14 protein-coding genes and 1 tRNA gene are annotated in these 15,545 nt (G+C 72.2%); 7 read left to right on the plus strand and 8 right to left on the minus strand.

Annotation, left to right across the window (positions count from 1 at the left end; genetic code table 11):
- The first annotated feature begins 25 nt into the window (after positions 1-25).
- Entirely contained in the window at positions 26-193 is a 168-nt protein-coding gene (locus ACZ7GX_RS00435; RefSeq protein WP_498771219.1) for a hypothetical protein, read from the plus strand.
- 5 nt (positions 194-198) lie between these two features.
- On the opposite strand, the gene ACZ7GX_RS00440 is transcribed toward ACZ7GX_RS00435, so the two are convergent.
- The 5 genes from ACZ7GX_RS00440 to ACZ7GX_RS00460 all read right to left on the minus strand — a co-directional run bounded on the left by ACZ7GX_RS00440 (position 199) and on the right by ACZ7GX_RS00460 (position 4,825).
- Positions 199-1,458: a histidine kinase gene (locus ACZ7GX_RS00440; RefSeq protein WP_498771220.1), complete on the minus strand. Its 1,260-nt coding sequence runs from the start codon at positions 1,456-1,458 to the stop codon at positions 199-201.
- A 183-nt stretch (positions 1,459-1,641) separates the two neighbouring features.
- A complete protein-coding gene (locus ACZ7GX_RS00445) occupies positions 1,642-1,920 on the minus strand; it encodes a hypothetical protein (RefSeq protein ID WP_498771222.1) in 279 nt (92 codons plus the stop codon).
- Positions 1,921-2,012: 92 nt separating this feature from the next.
- Positions 2,013-2,876 carry an Fpg/Nei family DNA glycosylase gene (locus tag ACZ7GX_RS00450; RefSeq protein ID WP_498771224.1) on the minus strand — a complete coding sequence of 288 codons (864 nt, stop codon included), beginning with the start codon at positions 2,874-2,876 and terminating at the stop codon, positions 2,013-2,015.
- A gap of 27 nt (positions 2,877-2,903) precedes the next feature.
- Positions 2,904-3,338 (minus strand): DUF983 domain-containing protein, encoded by a 435-nt coding sequence (locus tag ACZ7GX_RS00455; protein ID WP_498771226.1) that lies wholly within the window; start codon positions 3,336-3,338, stop codon positions 2,904-2,906.
- 86 nt (positions 3,339-3,424) lie between these two features.
- Entirely contained in the window at positions 3,425-4,825 is a 1,401-nt protein-coding gene (locus tag ACZ7GX_RS00460; RefSeq protein WP_498771228.1) for an RNA polymerase sigma factor, read from the minus strand.
- A 249-nt stretch (positions 4,826-5,074) separates the two neighbouring features.
- Between ACZ7GX_RS00460 and ACZ7GX_RS00465 the strand changes: the two genes are divergently transcribed.
- The 3 genes from ACZ7GX_RS00465 to ACZ7GX_RS00475 all read left to right on the plus strand — a co-directional run bounded on the left by ACZ7GX_RS00465 (position 5,075) and on the right by ACZ7GX_RS00475 (position 6,117).
- Complete coding sequence (locus tag ACZ7GX_RS00465) at positions 5,075-5,473, plus strand: DUF7674 family protein (RefSeq protein ID WP_498771230.1); 399 nt, start codon at positions 5,075-5,077, stop codon at positions 5,471-5,473.
- Positions 5,474-5,499: 26 nt separating this feature from the next.
- A tRNA-Gly gene (locus ACZ7GX_RS00470) sits at positions 5,500-5,572 on the plus strand.
- Between the two features lie 116 nt (positions 5,573-5,688).
- The gene (locus ACZ7GX_RS00475) at positions 5,689-6,117 is read left to right on the plus strand and encodes an OsmC family peroxiredoxin (protein WP_498771232.1); all 429 of its coding nucleotides are present in this window, start codon (positions 5,689-5,691) and stop codon (positions 6,115-6,117) included.
- A gap of 47 nt (positions 6,118-6,164) precedes the next feature.
- Here ACZ7GX_RS00475 and ACZ7GX_RS00480 read toward each other — a convergent pair whose 3' ends face one another.
- Positions 6,165-6,653 carry a hypothetical protein gene (locus tag ACZ7GX_RS00480; protein WP_498771234.1) on the minus strand — a complete coding sequence of 163 codons (489 nt, stop codon included), beginning with the start codon at positions 6,651-6,653 and terminating at the stop codon, positions 6,165-6,167.
- A gap of 34 nt (positions 6,654-6,687) precedes the next feature.
- Here ACZ7GX_RS00480 and ACZ7GX_RS00485 point away from each other — a divergent pair, with 34 nt between their 5' ends.
- Entirely contained in the window at positions 6,688-7,413 is a 726-nt protein-coding gene (locus ACZ7GX_RS00485) for a hypothetical protein (protein WP_498771237.1), read from the plus strand.
- 59 nt (positions 7,414-7,472) lie between these two features.
- Here ACZ7GX_RS00485 and ACZ7GX_RS00490 read toward each other — a convergent pair whose 3' ends face one another.
- Positions 7,473-9,224, minus strand: a complete 1,752-nt coding sequence (locus tag ACZ7GX_RS00490; RefSeq protein ID WP_498771240.1) for an ABC transporter ATP-binding protein — start codon at positions 9,222-9,224, stop codon at positions 7,473-7,475.
- A 140-nt stretch (positions 9,225-9,364) separates the two neighbouring features.
- Positions 9,365-10,306 carry a glycoside hydrolase family 6 protein gene (locus ACZ7GX_RS00495; protein WP_498771242.1) on the minus strand — a complete coding sequence of 314 codons (942 nt, stop codon included), beginning with the start codon at positions 10,304-10,306 and terminating at the stop codon, positions 9,365-9,367.
- Positions 10,307-10,677: 371 nt separating this feature from the next.
- Here ACZ7GX_RS00495 and ACZ7GX_RS00500 point away from each other — a divergent pair, with 371 nt between their 5' ends.
- The gene (locus tag ACZ7GX_RS00500) at positions 10,678-11,802 is read left to right on the plus strand and encodes a hypothetical protein (protein WP_498771244.1); all 1,125 of its coding nucleotides are present in this window, start codon (positions 10,678-10,680) and stop codon (positions 11,800-11,802) included.
- Positions 11,795-15,502: an FkbM family methyltransferase gene (locus tag ACZ7GX_RS00505; RefSeq protein ID WP_498771246.1), complete on the plus strand. Its 3,708-nt coding sequence runs from the start codon at positions 11,795-11,797 to the stop codon at positions 15,500-15,502. The genes ACZ7GX_RS00500 and ACZ7GX_RS00505 overlap by 8 nt, the downstream gene beginning before the upstream one ends.
- The last annotated feature ends 43 nt before the right edge of the window (positions 15,503-15,545 follow it).

Raw genomic sequence — 15,545 nt, forward strand, 5'->3', positions numbered from 1 at the left:
GGCGTGACACGGCTAACATCGACCGGTGACGTTCAACCCGTTCCGGTGGCTCGAACGCTACGTCGAGTGGTGGGACGACCGGGGCCGCAAGAATGCGGACGGTCCCACCGCCATGCACGTCTACTGGATGTGGATCACGTGGAGCGTCTGCGCGGTCATGGTGGTGACCGTCCTCGCCATCGCCGCCGCCTGAGCTGATCAGGCGCGCACGACGGGCTGCTCGGTGGTGTCCTCCAGCCGCGGCGGCACCAGCGGCAGGTTCGTCTGCACGCCCGGCCGGTACTTCGGGATCTTCAGGATGATCTTCATGCCGGCTTCCGGCGCGGTCTCCACGACCAGCGCGTAGTCGTCGCCGAACACCGCGCGCATCCGGTGGTTGATGTTGCCGAGGCCGACGTGCGCGCCGGTCTGGTGCGCGTCCTTGAGGTCGTCGAAGAGGCGGTCGGGGTCCATGCCGACGCCATCGTCCTCGACCGAGATCAACGCCTCCGCGCCGTTGTCCTCGGCGATGATCGTCAGCTCGCCGCCGCCGGGCTTCTTCGCCAGGCCGTGCCGCACGGCGTTCTCCACCAGCGGTTGCAGCACCAGGAACGGCAGCACGACCTGGAGCACCTCGGGCGCGATCTTGAGCCGGACGTTCAGCCTCGACCCGTACCGCGCCTGCTCGATGGTCAGGTAGCGGTGGATGTTGGTCAGCTCGTCGGCCAGCGTGGTGAAGAAGCCGTCGGTGCGGAACGAGTAGCGGGTGAACTCGGCGAACTCCTGCAGCAGCTCCCGCGCGTGCCCCGGGTCGGTGCGGATCAGCGACGAGATCGTGTTCAGCGCGTTGTAGACGAAGTGCGGCGAAATCTGCGCCCGCAGCGCCCTGACCTCGGCCTGCGCCAACGCCTGGCGGGACTTCTGCAGCACCTCCAGCTCCAGCTGCGTGGAGACGAACCGCGCGGTCTCCTCCGCCATCCGGATCTGCCGCTTGTTCGCCACCCCGCTGATCACGATCAACGTGCCGGCGACGTCGCCCTCCACCACCAGCGGCACGATCACGGCGCTGTGCATCGAGCACGGGCCGGGCAGCTCGCACTCCAGCTTGCGGTGCTCGACGTGCTCCTTGTGGCCCTCGCCGATGGCGCGCTCGATGTAGGCGCGGAGGAACTCGTAGTGGTCGTTGGCGCCGCCGTCCCACGACAGCAGCGTGCCCTCGTGGTCGGTGATGCCGACCGCGACGCACCGCAGCATCTCCCGCAGGTGCGGCGTCGCCTTGTTCGCCGCGTCCTCGGTCAAGCCCTCGCGCAGGTCGGCCGACGCCTTCGACATGCGGTGCAGCATGTCCATCACGGCGTCCTCGACCGACGTGCTCACGCGGCGGGCGCGGCACAGCATCACGAAGAGGCCGAGAACGGCCAGGGTCGCGATGAGTCCGAGCACAGCGCGCTCGGTCAGGAGGTCCCGCACGGCGTCCATGCTGTGCCGTGGGGGCGGTATAGGCAAGGGGATGGGCGGTGCGAGACGTGCACATCCGATGAATTGCGGGCAACCGTGGCAGAGTGCTTACCCGAACGGGTGATCAAGAACGTTCACGATCACGGAGCGTGGGTGCGACCCGATCACTCGGGCCGCGCACCCCGCCCCGGCGCTCACCCCGCGTCAGCGCCGACCGCTCTCGCCCGGGTCGGACGGCTTCGTCTCGCTCGGGTCTTCCGACTTCTTGCACTGCAGCTTCTCCACCAGGTCCGCCAGCGCGGGCTCGTCGAGCAGGTCGAGGTCCTCCAGCACGCGGCAGATCACCTCGGACACCTGGTCCTGCTGCAACCGGGGCGGCTGCTCGTCCTCCGGCGCGGCGACCGAGACGGCGATGGTCGAGCCGGCGAACGTGGCCAGTCCCATCGTGGCCCCGATCAGCGCGGCGGCGATGCGCTGGTTCATGACTCCTCCAAGTAGGTCGGTCGGACCCCGGAGGAGTTCCCCCGACGGCGCGGCTCAGCCGACGAACGGGCCAAGCCACTCGTCCGTGTGACCTACTTGAGCAGCCGCGACATCCGCCGGTCGGCGAGCGGCCTACCGCCCGTCTGGCAGGTCGGGCAGTACTGGAAAGCCTTGTCCGCGAACGAGACCTCGCGCACCGTGTCACCGCACACCGGGCACGGCAGGCCGGTCCGCGCGTGCACCCGCAGCCCGGACCGCTTCTCACCCTTCAGTGTCGCGGCCGACTGGCCGACCGACCGGGCCACGGCGTCGTTCAGCACGGCGATCAACGCCTCGTGCAGCCGGTCCAACGCCTCCGCCGGCAGCTTGCCCGCCGTCGCGTACGGCGACAGCCGGGCGGTGTGCATGATCTCGTCGGAGTAAGCGTTGCCGACGCCCGCCATCACCGTCTGGTCGGTCAACGCGGTCTTCAGCCGCTCCGTGCGGCCGGCGAACAGGTCCTCGAGCTGGGTGCGCGTGAGCGACAGCGCGTCCGGACCGAGGCGCGCGACGCCCGGCACGTCCGCCGGGTCGTTCACGACCCACGCGGCCAGGCCCTTCTTGGTGCCCGCCTCGGTCAGGTCGAACCCGGGCCCCTCACCCGGCGGGCCCAGGTGCACGCGCAGCGCCAGCGGGCCGCGGCCCGGCTTGGGCGGGGCCGCCGACAGGTGCTCCGACCAGCGCAGCCACCCGGCCCGCGCCAGGTGCACCACCAGGTGCAGGCCGTCGCAGTCCAGGTCGAGGTGCTTGCCGAACCGGCCCGCGCCGGTCACCTCGCGCCCCTGGAGCTCGGTCCACGGCGGCGTGAACGTCTTCAACACCTGCAACGACGCGACGTCCACCCGGTGCACGCGCCGTCCAACGGCGTGCTCGCGCAGGTGGTGGGCGAGCGCCTCGACCTCGGGCAGTTCCGGCACCCGGACAGTGTCACCCGCGAACGGCGATCAGTCGACCGGTTGCAGCGGGCCGTCCAGGTCGGGCAGCGAGTACATCTCGATCTTGCGGGCCACGTTGGCCACCTCGTTGCGCACGGTCAGGAAGCCGCGCACCGAGCCGACCCACCGCTCCGGCGGCAGCTCCTCGGTCTTCTTCGACTCCGCCGCCACCAGCCACGGCCGCCGCACCGCCCAGCGCACCGGGAAGAACAGGAACACCAGGACCAGCGCCACGAGCAGCCACCCCGGCACGACGACCTCCGGCGGGGTCCACGCGACCAGCACCACCGCCATGCCGATGACGATCGCCAGCATCAGCACGCCCGGGCCGTGACCGCCGCTCACGTCGTGCTCGAAGTCCTCCTCGGTGGACGGGTTGCGCCACTCGATCTGGCTGCGCACCGTCCACATCCGGCCGTCAGCTCCGCGCACCAGCCGCGTCATCACCGTCTCCTCAAGACGTCGAGCGATCACTCAGCGTTCTCCACGCTACCGGCAAAGTCTTGCACCTCGTGGGTGAAAGCCGGCGGTCACGCGGGGTCGAGGGCGCTCGTCGTCGGGCGCAGCGTCACGGTCGTCGGCGTGACCGTGGGCGTCGCCGTGCCGGCCGACTTGTCCGGTTCGGTGGTGGTAGTGGTCGTCGTCGCGGTGGTCGTGTCCAGCAGGACCGTGCGCGAGTCGGTCGTGGTGACCGGCGTCGACGTCGTGGTCGGCGCCAGGTCGCGCGGCTCGGCCGGCGCGGTCGAGGTGGTCGGCGCCACCCGCGGCGGGACCGAGGTGGACGTCGTCGGCGTCGAGCGCCCCGCCTGCTCCGCCTTCGTGTGCACGACCCGCCGCGCGTCGACCGGCGTCGGCGACGTCGCGCTGGTGGCCGTGCCGGTCGCGGTCGTGGTCGGCTCGGTCGTGCACAGGGCCAGCACGTTCTCGCCGGGCGCGCCGTCCGGGCCGGACTGGACCAGCGCCGGGCCGGGCGCGCCGGTGAACGTCCCGGCCACCACCCCGAACAGGCCGACGGCCGCGGCCGAGGCGGTGGCCGCCAACGCCAGCTTCACCCGCCCGCTGAGCCACGCCGCCTTGCCCAGCACCGCCTTGCCCAGCACCGCCGGGCCCAGCACCGACGAGCCCAGCGCCGACGAGCCCAGCGCCGACGACCCGAGCGCCGCCGGACCCAGCAGCGCGGTCGCGGCCACCGGCACCGCGATGCTCGCCGCGTGCGCCCGCAACGTCGAGCACACCTCGACCAGCTCGGCGTGCAGGGCGTTGCAGGACGAGCAGGTCTGCAGGTGCTTGCGGATGCGCCGGTGCTCGGTGCCCTGCGCGCCGCCCGCCGTGTAGGTGCCCAGCTTCGCGACCACGGAGCCGCACGCGCGCGACCCGGTCTCCTCGGCGAGGTGCGCTTGGAGGTACGCCGCCCGCAGCCCCTCGCGGGCGCGGCGGGCCAGCGCCGCCATCGCGTTCGGGCTCAGGCCGAAGTGCGGCGCGACCGCGGCCGGCCGCTCGCCCTCCACCTCGACCTGCCACAGCACCGTGCGCCACCGCTCGGGCAGGCTGGTGAACGCGCGGGAGATCAGCGCGTGCTCCGGCCGGTTCGCGGTGACGTCCGGGAACGGCTCGACCCGCAGGCTCAGCTCCTCGTCCTCCACCGGGACGTCCCGCCGCCGCCCGCTCCACTCCCACGCCACCCGGCGCGCGACGGTCAGCAGGTAGGTGCGGACGTGCTCGGTGGGCCCGTTGCCCCGGCGGATCGCCTGGAGCACGCGGAAGAACGCCTCGGCGGTCAGGTCGTCGGCCTCGGCGTGTTCACGCACGTGCCGGAGGGCGAACCGACGAACGGCGTCGGCGTGACGGGTGAACAGCTCGCCGAACGCGCCGTCGTCGCCCGCCCTGACCCTGGCGAGCAGTTCCCGGTCGAAATCGGCATCTCCGGCCATCCCGCCCCGGCACCTCCCGCCCTGCCTGTGGTCCACTGGTCAAGATGCCACAGTCGGCTGGTCTCGCGCCGAAGTGATAGCGAGCCGATACCGAACACCCGACGGACGACGTCGACCGTTCGGCCTAGTCAGAGCACCTGTGCACCGGATCAAGGTTGCTTGCGGTCGGTGACGGCGCGGTCACGGGTGGGCGTCGGCTGGTGGCCGATCGCGCTGCGGACCGCCCGGTGACGAGTAGTCTCCTGCCGCGTGGTCGATTGGCGCACAAGGGCTTCCGCCCTCCTCCCCGAGCTGAGCGCCGTTGTCGAGCGCGAGTCCTGGTCCTGCCACGTGTTCCTGTCCGAGTTGTGGCAACTCGCGCTGGAGGCGCACCGCGATGGCGACCGCGAGGTGCTCGGCCGGGTGTACGGCTTCGCGCACTGGTGCTTCCGGCAGCCGGAGCGGTTCCTCTCCGACGCGTCCGTGGTCAGCTTCTACGAGCACGTGTTCGACGAGTGGGAGCTGCGCGACGAGGTGGCGCCGTGGCTGCCGGCCGAGGTCGTCGACCGGGTCAGGCCGCTGTGGGAGTGGCGCTGGCCGAAGGAGCGGTTGACCGAGGTAGACCGGCTGCTGGCGCAGACGGGACCCCCCGGTCGAAACGCGGTTTGAACGTGGTCTATAGTTGTCACCAACAGGCGGATGTAGCGCAGTTGGTAGCGCATCACCTTGCCAAGGTGAGGGTCGCGAGTTCGAGTCTCGTCATCCGCTCTTCGAAGGCCCCCGGTATCGCACCGGGGGCCTTTCGCATGCGCCACGGCGCGCTCCGACGACCACCATTAGGTTTGGCGGCGAAGGTTTTCCTCGTCGAAGACGGAGTTGCAGACATGGCCACCACCCGCAAGGCGACCACGCACTGGGAAGGCAACCTGCTGGAGGGCAAGGGCAGCGTCGCCCTCGAGTCGTCTGGCGTCGGCACGTTCGACGTGAGCTGGCCCTCCCGGGCCGAGGCGGCGAACGGCAAGACCAGCCCCGAGGAGCTGATCGCCGCGGCCCACTCGTCGTGCTACTCGATGGCGCTGTCGCACGCGCTCGCGCAGGCGGGGACCCCGCCGCAGCAGGTCGAGACCTCGGCCGAGGTGACGTTCCAGCCCGGCACCGGCATCACCGGCATCCACCTGACCGTCACCGCGACCGTGCCGGGGCTGGACGCCGAGGGCTTCGCCGCCGCGGCCGAGGGCGCCAAGGAGAACTGCCCGGTGAGCAAGGCGCTGGCCGGCACGGAGATCACGCTGACGGCCGAGCTCCAGGCGTGACCCGGGTTCCCGGATGAGCTCTGGTACCGGTCCGATACCTCAAAGTGTCAGGCCGGTACCAGTTGTCCGCGGGGATTTGACCCGAATGAGTGAGGCCGGTAGTCGTTGGGGATGCTCACGGCGTTGGGTGGACCCGGTCGGCTCGCGTTCGGCGCCTTGATCGGCGCGGCGGTGGCCGCCTTGTTGGTCGCCCAGGGGAGCATGGCCAAGTCGCCGCGAGGCCTCGAACCGACCGGCGGTGGCGGCGAGATCGTGATCGTCAAGGGCAGCCGGCAGCCGGACCGCACGATCACCGCGACCGGCACGACGTCGTCGAGCACCAGCTCGTCCAGCGGGGCCGGCGCCACGTCGACGTCCTCGGCCACGACCACCACGACGACGACGGACACCACGGCCACCACCACGACGGACGTGACGACGACGACCACCGCGCGGCCGACCACGACGACCACCACGACGCGGCGCCCCACCACCACGACGACCACGACGACGACCCGCAGGCAGTGCGGGCTCATCTTCTGCTGATCGCCCGGCACTGGATAACCGAACGTGTTTTGGCAAGATCGAGGCGTGACGTCCAGCCAGGTGCCCACCCAGCCCCAGCGAACCAACGACACGCCCACGGTCCGCGTGCAGCCCGTCGCCGTGCGGGAACCCGCTTGGCCCACCACGGAGCCGATGACCGCGACCAACCTGACGCCCGTCGCGGCGGCGACCACGAAGTTCGAGCCGGTGACCGGCACGCCGAACGGCACGCTCAACGGCCACGCCAACGGCAGCCACACCAACGGCAACGGCCAGACCAACGGCAACGGCCACAGCAACGGCAGGCTCGTCGACGCGCTCAAGGGCAAGCTCGACGGCCAGGCCGGCGCAGCGCCCGTCGCGGTTCCCGGTCGGCCCGCTACCCCCGCGCCTGCCGCCGCCTCCGCACCCGCACAGCCCGCCGCGTCCGTGACCGCCGCAGCTCCGTCACCCGCCGCACCCACCACGTCGTCCACCACCGCCGCGCCCGCGTTCGCCCCCGCGCCCGCCGGGCCGTCACTCTTCGAGCCCGCCGCGACCCCCGCAGCCGCCGACCAGGCCCCGGCGTTCGCACCCGCGCACCCCGCGACCACGCCGGCCGCCGCCCAGCCCGCGGCCGGAGCGTTCGCACCCGACGTGGCGCCCGTCGCCGAGCCCGCCGCAGCGCCGGCGCCCGCCGCCAAGCCGACGCCGCCGGCCACCCCGCGCAGCCGGTTGCGCCGGATCGCGCGCCGCATCGTCGGCCCGACCCTGCTCACCAAGAAGAACTGAGGGCGGCCCGCCGGCCGGGAACCGCCCCTTCGCCCCGCCGAAGCCCGTGCGGTCCCCGGCTACGCGCTCTGCGCCCGCGCGTAGAGGCCACCCGACCGGAGCAGTTCGTCGTGCGAGCCGATCTCCTCGATCCGACCGTCCTCCATCACCACGATGCGGTCGGCGTTGCGGATCGTGGAGAGCCGGTGCGCCACCACGAACACCGTGCGACCGTGCACCAGGCGGGCCAGCGCCTGCTGCACCAGCGCCTCGGACTTGGTGTCCAGCGCCGAGGTCGCCTCGTCCAGCACCAGCACGCGCGGGTCGCGGATCAGCGCCCGCGCGATCGCCAGCCGCTGCTTCTGCCCGCCGGACAGCCGCGCGCCGCGCTCGCCGACCACGGTGTCCAGCCCGGTCGGCAGCCGGTCGATGAACTCCAGCGCGTTGGCGTCGGCCAGCGCCTGCCGCACCACGTCCTCGGACACGTCGTCCAGGCCGTAGGTGACGTTGTCCCGGATCGTGCCCTCGAACAGGATCGACTCCTGCGGCACCACCGACACGAACCGCCGGTAGCTGCGCAGGTCCAACGTCTCCATGTCGACACCGTCGAGCAGGATGCGGCCCTCGGTCGGCCGCAGGAACCCGATGACCAGGTTCAACGCCGTCGACTTGCCCGCGCCGGACGCGCCGACCAGCGCGATCGTCTCCCCCGGCCGCACGTCGAGGTCGAAGTCGCTGACCGAGTTCCGCGCGGACTCCGGGTAGGCGAACCCCACCCGCTCGAACCGCACGCCGCCGCGCACGGCGTCGACCTGCGCCTTGCCCGCGTTGTGCTCGAGGTCCGGGGCCTGGAGCACCTCGCCGAGCGAGCGGACCGACTCCAGCCCCTTGCTGATCAGCGGCGTCAGGCTCATCAACGTGGTGACCGCGCCGGTCAGGGAGGCGAAGTAGGCGCTGAGCATGACCACGTCGCCGGGCGTGACGGACAGCCGGCCGTGGTAGGCGGCCAGGGCCGAGCCGGCGAGGCAGCCGACGCCGAGGGCGTTGAGCAGGATCCAGGCCAGCGCGCCGAAGCGGACGTTGAGGCCGTCCAGCTTCATGCCGGCCGCGAAGACCTGGCGCAGGGTGCCGTCCATCCGGTTGAGGGCGGTGCTCTCCAGGCCGTGCGCGCGGGTGATCGGGATGAGCGTGGTCATCTCGCCGACCCGGGACGACAGCTGCTCGACCTCCTGCCGGAACGACTCGTTGTACGCGCGCAGCCGGCCGCGCAGCCACATCACCAGCACCGCCGCCGCGGGCACGACGACCAGGAACACCGGCAGGAACGCGGGCGCGTTCAACCCGATCACGACCAGCGCGCCGCTCAACGTCGCCAACGCCGCCAGGCCCTGGTCGCCGACCTGCTGGGTGGACGTCTCGATGCTCTCGACGTCCCGGATGACCTTGGTCTGCAGCACGCCCGCGCTGACCCGCGCGTGGTAGCCGATGGACAGCTGCTGCATGCGCCGGCTCAGCGCCGACCGCATCCGCATGCCCATCCGGCGCGCGCTGCCGTACCACCAGCGCGTGTAGAGGATCGCGAACGGGTAGTTCAGCACCAGCGTGACCAGCAACAACCCCGCGCCGAGCCAGATGCCGGTGACCGGTCGGCGCTCCACGACGACGTCGATGACGTGGGCGGTGATGACCGGGGTGAGCCAGGTGGGGCTGTGCTTGACGAAGAACGCGCCGGCGCCGAGGCCGAGCTTCGCGCGGTCCTCGCGGAAGAGGTAGAGGAGGGTGCGGACGGGGTGCTCGCCGCGGTAGCGGTGGTCGAGCGGACCGTGGGGCATGGGGCGAGGGCTCCTGCGAACGGGGGGTCACGAGACGCCCACACCGCGCCGTGTGGGGAGCGCTCTCACATCGTAGGTGGCCGGTCCACCGCATTTGCCCTGGCCGGGGCGGGTGCCGCGGGACACCCGCCCCCTGCCGGTCAGTAGCCGAACACCAGCCGGTAGGCGATCTCCGGGTCGAACGTGCCCGCGGGCGTGTTCGGCGCGGTGCCGCAGTTGCCGTCGGAGTCGCCGGGCACCTTCACCCACAGCAGCATCTCGGCGCCGCCGCCGGTCTGCGCGGTCACGCCGAGCTTGCGCCCGCCGGGGTTGCACCACTCGCCGTTGGACCCGTTGCCGTTGCGGCTGGTGTCGACGACGAACGCCTTGGCGTACCCGGGCAGGGAGCCGTTCACGGAGTTGCCGTAGGACACCGACTCGCTGGTGGTGTGGTAGTTGGAGACGTTGATCGCGAACCCGCGGACGTTGCGCACGCCGGCCGCGTCCAACCGGCCCGCCATGGTGTTCGCGGCCACCCAGCGGGCGTTGCCCGCGTCCAGGTAGGCCCAGGTGTTGGGCGCGCGGTCGCGGAACTGCTCCGTGGCGTAGCGGATCATCGCGTTGCGCGTGGTGACGGCGTCGGGCGTCATGCAGTTGAAGTCGGCCAGCGAGTCAGGCTCGATCACCACGACGGCGGGCCGCGCGCCGATGGCTCCCGCGAAGGCCGAGATCCACGTCCGGTAGGCCTCGGGCGACCCCGCGCCGCCGCCGGAGTGGCCGCCGCACGCGTCCCGGCCGGGGATGTTGTAGGCGACGAGGACCGGCAGCTTGTCGGCCGCGTCGGCGGCGGCCACGTAGTTGCCCACGGCCGTGCGGATGTCACCGCTCCAGCTGCCGAACCACCGCGCCATCGGCTTGGTGGAGAGGTTGGACCTGATGGCCGACGTCCGCCCGTCGTTGGGGTTGTTGCGCACCCACACGGCGGGGTTCGAGTTGGGATCCACGTAGAAACCACTGGTCATGCCGATCGGGCTGGCGGCGTTCGCCTGGCCGGGCACGACCAGTGCCGCGAGCAGGGCGAGCGCTGTCGCGAGCAAGCGCATTGACGGTCCTTCCGCTCGAAGAACGCGGCGGCGGCTCACCGATCAAAGCACTCCGGTCCGCGAACCGGTTCGACCATCTGGACACTCCGAGTGCCGGGCCGTGGCTCATCGTCATCCCCGAGTGCTCCGGGACTCGGCGTGTGACCTGTGGCATAGCCGCCCGGCGCGAGGGCGCCGGAGCCGGCTCCGGCTGGATCGATCACTCCGCTTTCGTCACGGCCGCACCCCGGTCCACGTGCTGTTCGGTGGCCTCGTCGCGACCGGAGGGACCAACCGCCGGCAACGACCGCATCACAAGTGCCGGATGCCCGCACCGGCCACGGACGCATAAGCAACAATGGCGCTCGCGCGGCAACCCCTGGAGGAGCGGAATGTCCTGGCAAGAGGACCTGGCAGAGCTGGACCGCACATTGGCGGAGGGTCGGATCAGCGCCGACGACTACCGCCGACGCCGGGATGAACTCCTCGCCGCCGCCTCGGGTGGCGGCCCGGCCGCACCGCCCAACAGCGGCCCGTTCGCGCCGCCGGTGCGGTGGGACGCGGTGCCGCCGTCGCAGCCGAACCAGAACCCCGACGCCACCCAGATCGTCACGCCCGGAGCGGTCCCGCAGGCCAACCCGGACCGGACGCAGGTGGTGAGCCAGCGGCCGCCCGACGCCGACCGCACCCAGTACGTGACCCCGATCGCGCCGCAGCAGCAGATGCCGCCTCAGCAGCAGCAACAGCAGCAGCAGGGTGGCTGGCAGTCCGGCCCGCCGTCGAGCACGCCGCCGTGGGGCGGCGACAGCTACAGCCCGATCGGCGACGCCAACCCGAGCTGGATCGCGCAGGGCCCCGAGGTCTTCGACGACACCGGCGGCGGCGGCAAGGGCAAGGTCATCGGCATCGTGCTGGCCGTCGTGCTGCTCGCGGGCATCGCGTTCGGCGCCTACTGGATCTGGGGCCGCGGCGAGTCGTCGCCGACGGCCGGTGGCAACACCACCGAGGCCAGCACGGCCGCGACCACCACCACGCCGCCGCCACCGCCGGACCCGCTGCCGGTCGGCAAGCTCCCCGGCAGGATGAGCACCAACAAGGCCGTGACCGACTTCTCGGGTGTCCCGGGCCTCAACTACCTGCTGCCCACGGAGGCCGCGCTCTACACGACCGCGGGCGCCACGAAGACCAAGCTCTCGCAGTTCGTCATGGACGACGGCTCCGCGGGCGTCGTCCTGATCGTGCAGGGCACCGACGCCACAGCGGCCGCCGCTGCCGCGCTCGAACTGCACAACACCCAGCTCAACAACGGCATGACGCAGATCACGGACGGCCCCGCCGGCGTGATGGCGGCCCAGGTCGACGTGAAGGACGGGCAGAAGGCCCGCGTCCGCGGCCACTACAGCAGCAAGGACCTGATCGTCCGGGTCGACGCCTCCGCCGCCACGCTCGCCCTCGCGCGCAAGGCCTTCGACCAGGCCCTGAAGGCGCAGCTCGAGGTGCTCGCCGCCGATGGCTGACCCGCGCCACGACGGCGGTGCCGTGACCGCGTGCACCGTCGTCGCCCGCAACTACCTGCCCGCCGCGCGCGTCCTCGCCGCGTCCTACCTCCGGCACCACCCGGACCACGAGTTCGTGATCGCGGTGATCGACGTGCCGCGCGGCACGGGCGAGCGCCAGGGCCGGCTGCGCACGGTCGGCCCTGAGGCCACCGGCATCGACGCGGACGACTACCTGCGCATGGCCACCGCCTACAACGTCACCGAGATGGCCACGGCGGTGAAGCCGTACCTGCTGCGCGAGCTGCGCTCGCAGGCCGACGTGGTGATCTACCTCGACCCGGACATCGAGGTCTTCGCGCCGATGCCGGAGCTGGAGGAGCTGGCGCTCGCGCACGGCATCGTGCTCACGCCGCACTTCCTCAACCCGCTGCCGCGCGACGGCAAGGACCCGAGCGAAGCCGCGATCATGGGCGCCGGGATCTTCAACCTCGGCTTCGTGGCCACCGGTCCCGGTTCCGAGCCGTTCCTGGACTTCTGGGCCGAGCGCCTGCGCCACGACGCGATCGTGGCGCCGGAGAAGCAGCTGTTCACCGACCAGCGGTGGGTGGACCAGGTGCCCGCGCTGTTCGACAACACCGTGCTGCGCGACCCCGGCTTCAACGTCGCCTACTGGAACATCCACGAGCGGCCCGTCGAGCGCGACGCGGACGGCGTGCTGACCGCGGGCGGCCACCGGCTGCGGTTCTTCCACTACAGCGGCTACCGGCCGGAGAAGCCGTGGCTGCTGTCGCACCACACGCCGACCCGGCCGCGCGTGGTGCTGTCCGAGCACCCCACCGTCCGCGAGCTGTGCGACGGCTACCGCGCGTCCTTGCAGGGCAACGGCTACGCCGAGACGCTGGAGTCGATCCCGTACGGCTTCGCGAAGATGGCCGACGGCACGAAGATCAGCCCGGCCATGCGCACCCTGTACCGGGACGCGTGGGTGAGGGCCGAGCGCTGGGAGGCCCTCGGCCTGACCGGCGAGCGGCCGACGGCGGTCCCGCCGCACGCGTTCGACGCCGACGGCGGCGCGGCGCTGCGCGAGTGGCTCGCCGCTCCGCCGGACGACGCGCCCGTCGGCACCGCGCTGAGCCGCCTGGTGCAGGCGGTGTGGGACTCGCGGCCCGACCTGAAGACCGCGTTCCCGCTGCCGCACAGCCGTGACGCCGCGCCGTTCCGCTCCTGGTGCGCGAGCTCCGGCGTGGTCGAGGCGTCGCTGCCGGCGTGGGCGCTGCCCGCCGAGCCGGTCGAGCCGTCGGAGCCGTCGGACGACTTCGGCGTCAACGTGGTCGGCTACCTGACCGCGGAGCTGGGCGTCGGCGAGATGGCCCGGCTGGTGCACGACGCGATCCGCGAGTCCGGCGTGCCGGTCGTCTCGGTGGTCGAGGACCGGTTGGTGTCCAACCGCACGGGCCTGGCCGAGCCGGGCACGGTCGGTCAGCCGCGGTTCCCGGTCAGCCTGCTGTGCGTGAACGCCGACCAGACCCGCGCGGTGCTCGACCACCAGCCGCACGTCGGCCACCACCGCTACCGGATCGGCCTGTGGGCGTGGGAGCTCGAGGAGTTCCCCGGCGAGATGCACCACGCGTTCGACCTGGTCGACGAGGTGTGGACGGTCAGCGAGTTCTGCCGCGACGCCATCGCCAAGCACACGTCGGTGCCGGTGAAGGCGATCCCGGTGCCGGTGCGCGACCCCGGTCCGGTGGCCCGGCCGGAACGCCGCCCCGGCGACCCGGTGCAGTTCCTGTTCGCGTTCGACTTCTTCAGCATCGGCCAGCGCAAGAACCCGTGGGGCCTGGTCGAGGCGTTCCAGCGGGCCTTCGAGGGCCGCGACGACGTGCGCCTGGTGCTCAAGGCGATCAACGGCGACAAGAACCCGCACACCGCCGAGCGGCTGCGGGTGAAGGTCATGGACGACCCGCGCATCGAGCTGGTCGAGCGCTACCTGTCCGTGCAGGAGCTCGACGACCTCTACGCGTCCAGCAGCGCCTACGTCTCCTTGCACCGCAGCGAGGGCTTCGGCCTCACCGTGGCCGAGGCGATGGCGCGGGCCATGCCGGTGATCTCCACCGACTACTCCAGCACCACGGAGTTCCTGGACGCCAAGACCGGCTGGCCGGTGCCCCACAAGCTGGTGCCGGTGGGGCCGGGCAACCACCCGTACCCGGCGAACGCGGTGTGGGCCGAGCCCGACCTGGACGCCGCCGCCCGCGCCATGCGCGAGGTCGCGGACGACCCGGCCGAGGCCGCCCGCCGCGGTCGTGCGGCGCGCGAGCACATCCTGCGCACCCGTTCGGTGAAGCGGGCCGCCTCGTGGATGGCCGAGCAGCTGCGCGCGGCGCACGAGAGCTGGCGGGGCAGCGGTGGCGCGGGTTACCGGGCCGAGCTGCCGGGCGCGGACCTGCTGCGGCCGTTGCGCGAGTCCAAGCAGGCGCTGCTGTGGCGGGCCGAGGTGGGCACGGCGTCGCGCACGCCGCTGGCGCCCGCGCTGCGCAAGGCCGTGCTGCGCGCCATCGACCACTACGACGTGCACCAGCGCAAGGTGATGGGCACGCTCGTCGGCGGCGTCGAGGACACGCTGAACAGCGTGGTCGCGCGGCTGGAGGCGGTCGAGTCGAACGTCGAGTCCACGCGCTGGGCGAACGAGGGCCTCAAGAACCGGCTCGCGAGCGTGCAGGACGAGGTCCGCTCCGCCGTCGAGGACAACGCGGCGAACCTGACGAACCTGGAGCAGCAGCTCGACAACACGCTGGAGCGGGTGTGGTCGCGGCTCGCGGACGACGAGCGCACGACGTTCACCCGGTTCGCCGAGCGCGACCAGCGGCTCGACGGCGACGAGCAGCGGATCACCGAGCTGGCCCGGACGCTGTCCGCGGTGCAGGACACGGCACGGCTGCGGCACGCGCCGGTGCCCGCGGGCGCGGACGTGGTGGTGTGCGACGCGGGCGCGTTGCTGCTGCCCGTGGACAACGTCGTGCTGCCGTGGCTCGCCTACCACCGGTCGTGGGAGGTCGAGGAGGCCGACCTGATGGCCGGGCTCGTCGGCGACGGCACGTTCCTCGACATCGGCGCGCACGTCGGCTACCACACGCTGCGCCTGCTCCAGCGGGCCAAGGGCGTCGCGTCGGTCGTCGCGGTGGAGGCCAACCCGGTCAACGCCGAGTACCTGCGCCGCAACGTCGTGGCCAACCTGGGCGCGGAGGGCGCGAAGACCGTCGACGTGCTGCCGGTCGCGGCGTGGGACGAGGACGGCAGCATCCGCCTCGTGCAGGCCGAGGACGACAACAGCGGCGACCACCGGGCGCACGAGGTGTCCGACGAGGGCGCGGGCGGCGTGGTGATCCCCGCGGTCCGGCTCGACGGCAGGCCCGAGGTGGCCGACCGCCGCGTCACGCTGGTGAAGGTCGACCTGCAGGGCCGCGACCACCGGGCGCTCGCCGGCCTGACCGCCGTGCTGGAACGCGACCGCCCGCACGTGGTGTGCGAGTTCTGCCCGGCGGCGATCGCGGAACTCGGCGACGACCCGCTCCAGGTGCTGCTCGGCTACCGCAAGATGGGCTACGCCCCCGTGCCGCTCGGCGCCGACCCGGAGGCCGAGCACGTGGACGAAGACCTGGTGCGCCAGGCGGACGCGGCCGACACCGGCTTCGTCACGCTGTGGCTTCGGCCACTCTGACCACAGCATTCGCTGTGTTTCGAGGTGCCGGTCCTGCGACACT

The sequence above is a fragment of the Actinosynnema sp. NPDC037264 genome (genome assembly GCF_055603705.1).

Bases quoted from the DNA above. Each gene is read 5' to 3' on its own strand.
- ACZ7GX_RS00440 (WP_498771220.1), bottom strand. From the start codon at position 1,458: ATGGACGCCGTGCGGGACCTCCTGACCGAGCGCGCTGTGCTCGGACTC.
- ACZ7GX_RS00445 (WP_498771222.1), bottom strand. From the start codon at position 1,920: ATGAACCAGCGCATCGCCGCCGCGCTGATCGGGGCCACGATGGGACTG.
- ACZ7GX_RS00455 (WP_498771226.1), bottom strand. From the start codon at position 3,338: ATGACGCGGCTGGTGCGCGGAGCTGACGGCCGGATGTGGACGGTGCGC.
- ACZ7GX_RS00460 (WP_498771228.1), bottom strand. From the start codon at position 4,825: ATGGCCGGAGATGCCGATTTCGACCGGGAACTGCTCGCCAGGGTCAGG.
- ACZ7GX_RS00475 (WP_498771232.1), top strand. From the start codon at position 5,689: ATGGCCACCACCCGCAAGGCGACCACGCACTGGGAAGGCAACCTGCTG.
- ACZ7GX_RS00490 (WP_498771240.1), bottom strand. From the start codon at position 9,224: ATGCCCCACGGTCCGCTCGACCACCGCTACCGCGGCGAGCACCCCGTC.
- ACZ7GX_RS00495 (WP_498771242.1), bottom strand. From the start codon at position 10,306: ATGCGCTTGCTCGCGACAGCGCTCGCCCTGCTCGCGGCACTGGTCGTG.
- ACZ7GX_RS00500 (WP_498771244.1), top strand. From the start codon at position 10,678: ATGTCCTGGCAAGAGGACCTGGCAGAGCTGGACCGCACATTGGCGGAG.
- ACZ7GX_RS00505 (WP_498771246.1), top strand. From the start codon at position 11,795: ATGGCTGACCCGCGCCACGACGGCGGTGCCGTGACCGCGTGCACCGTC.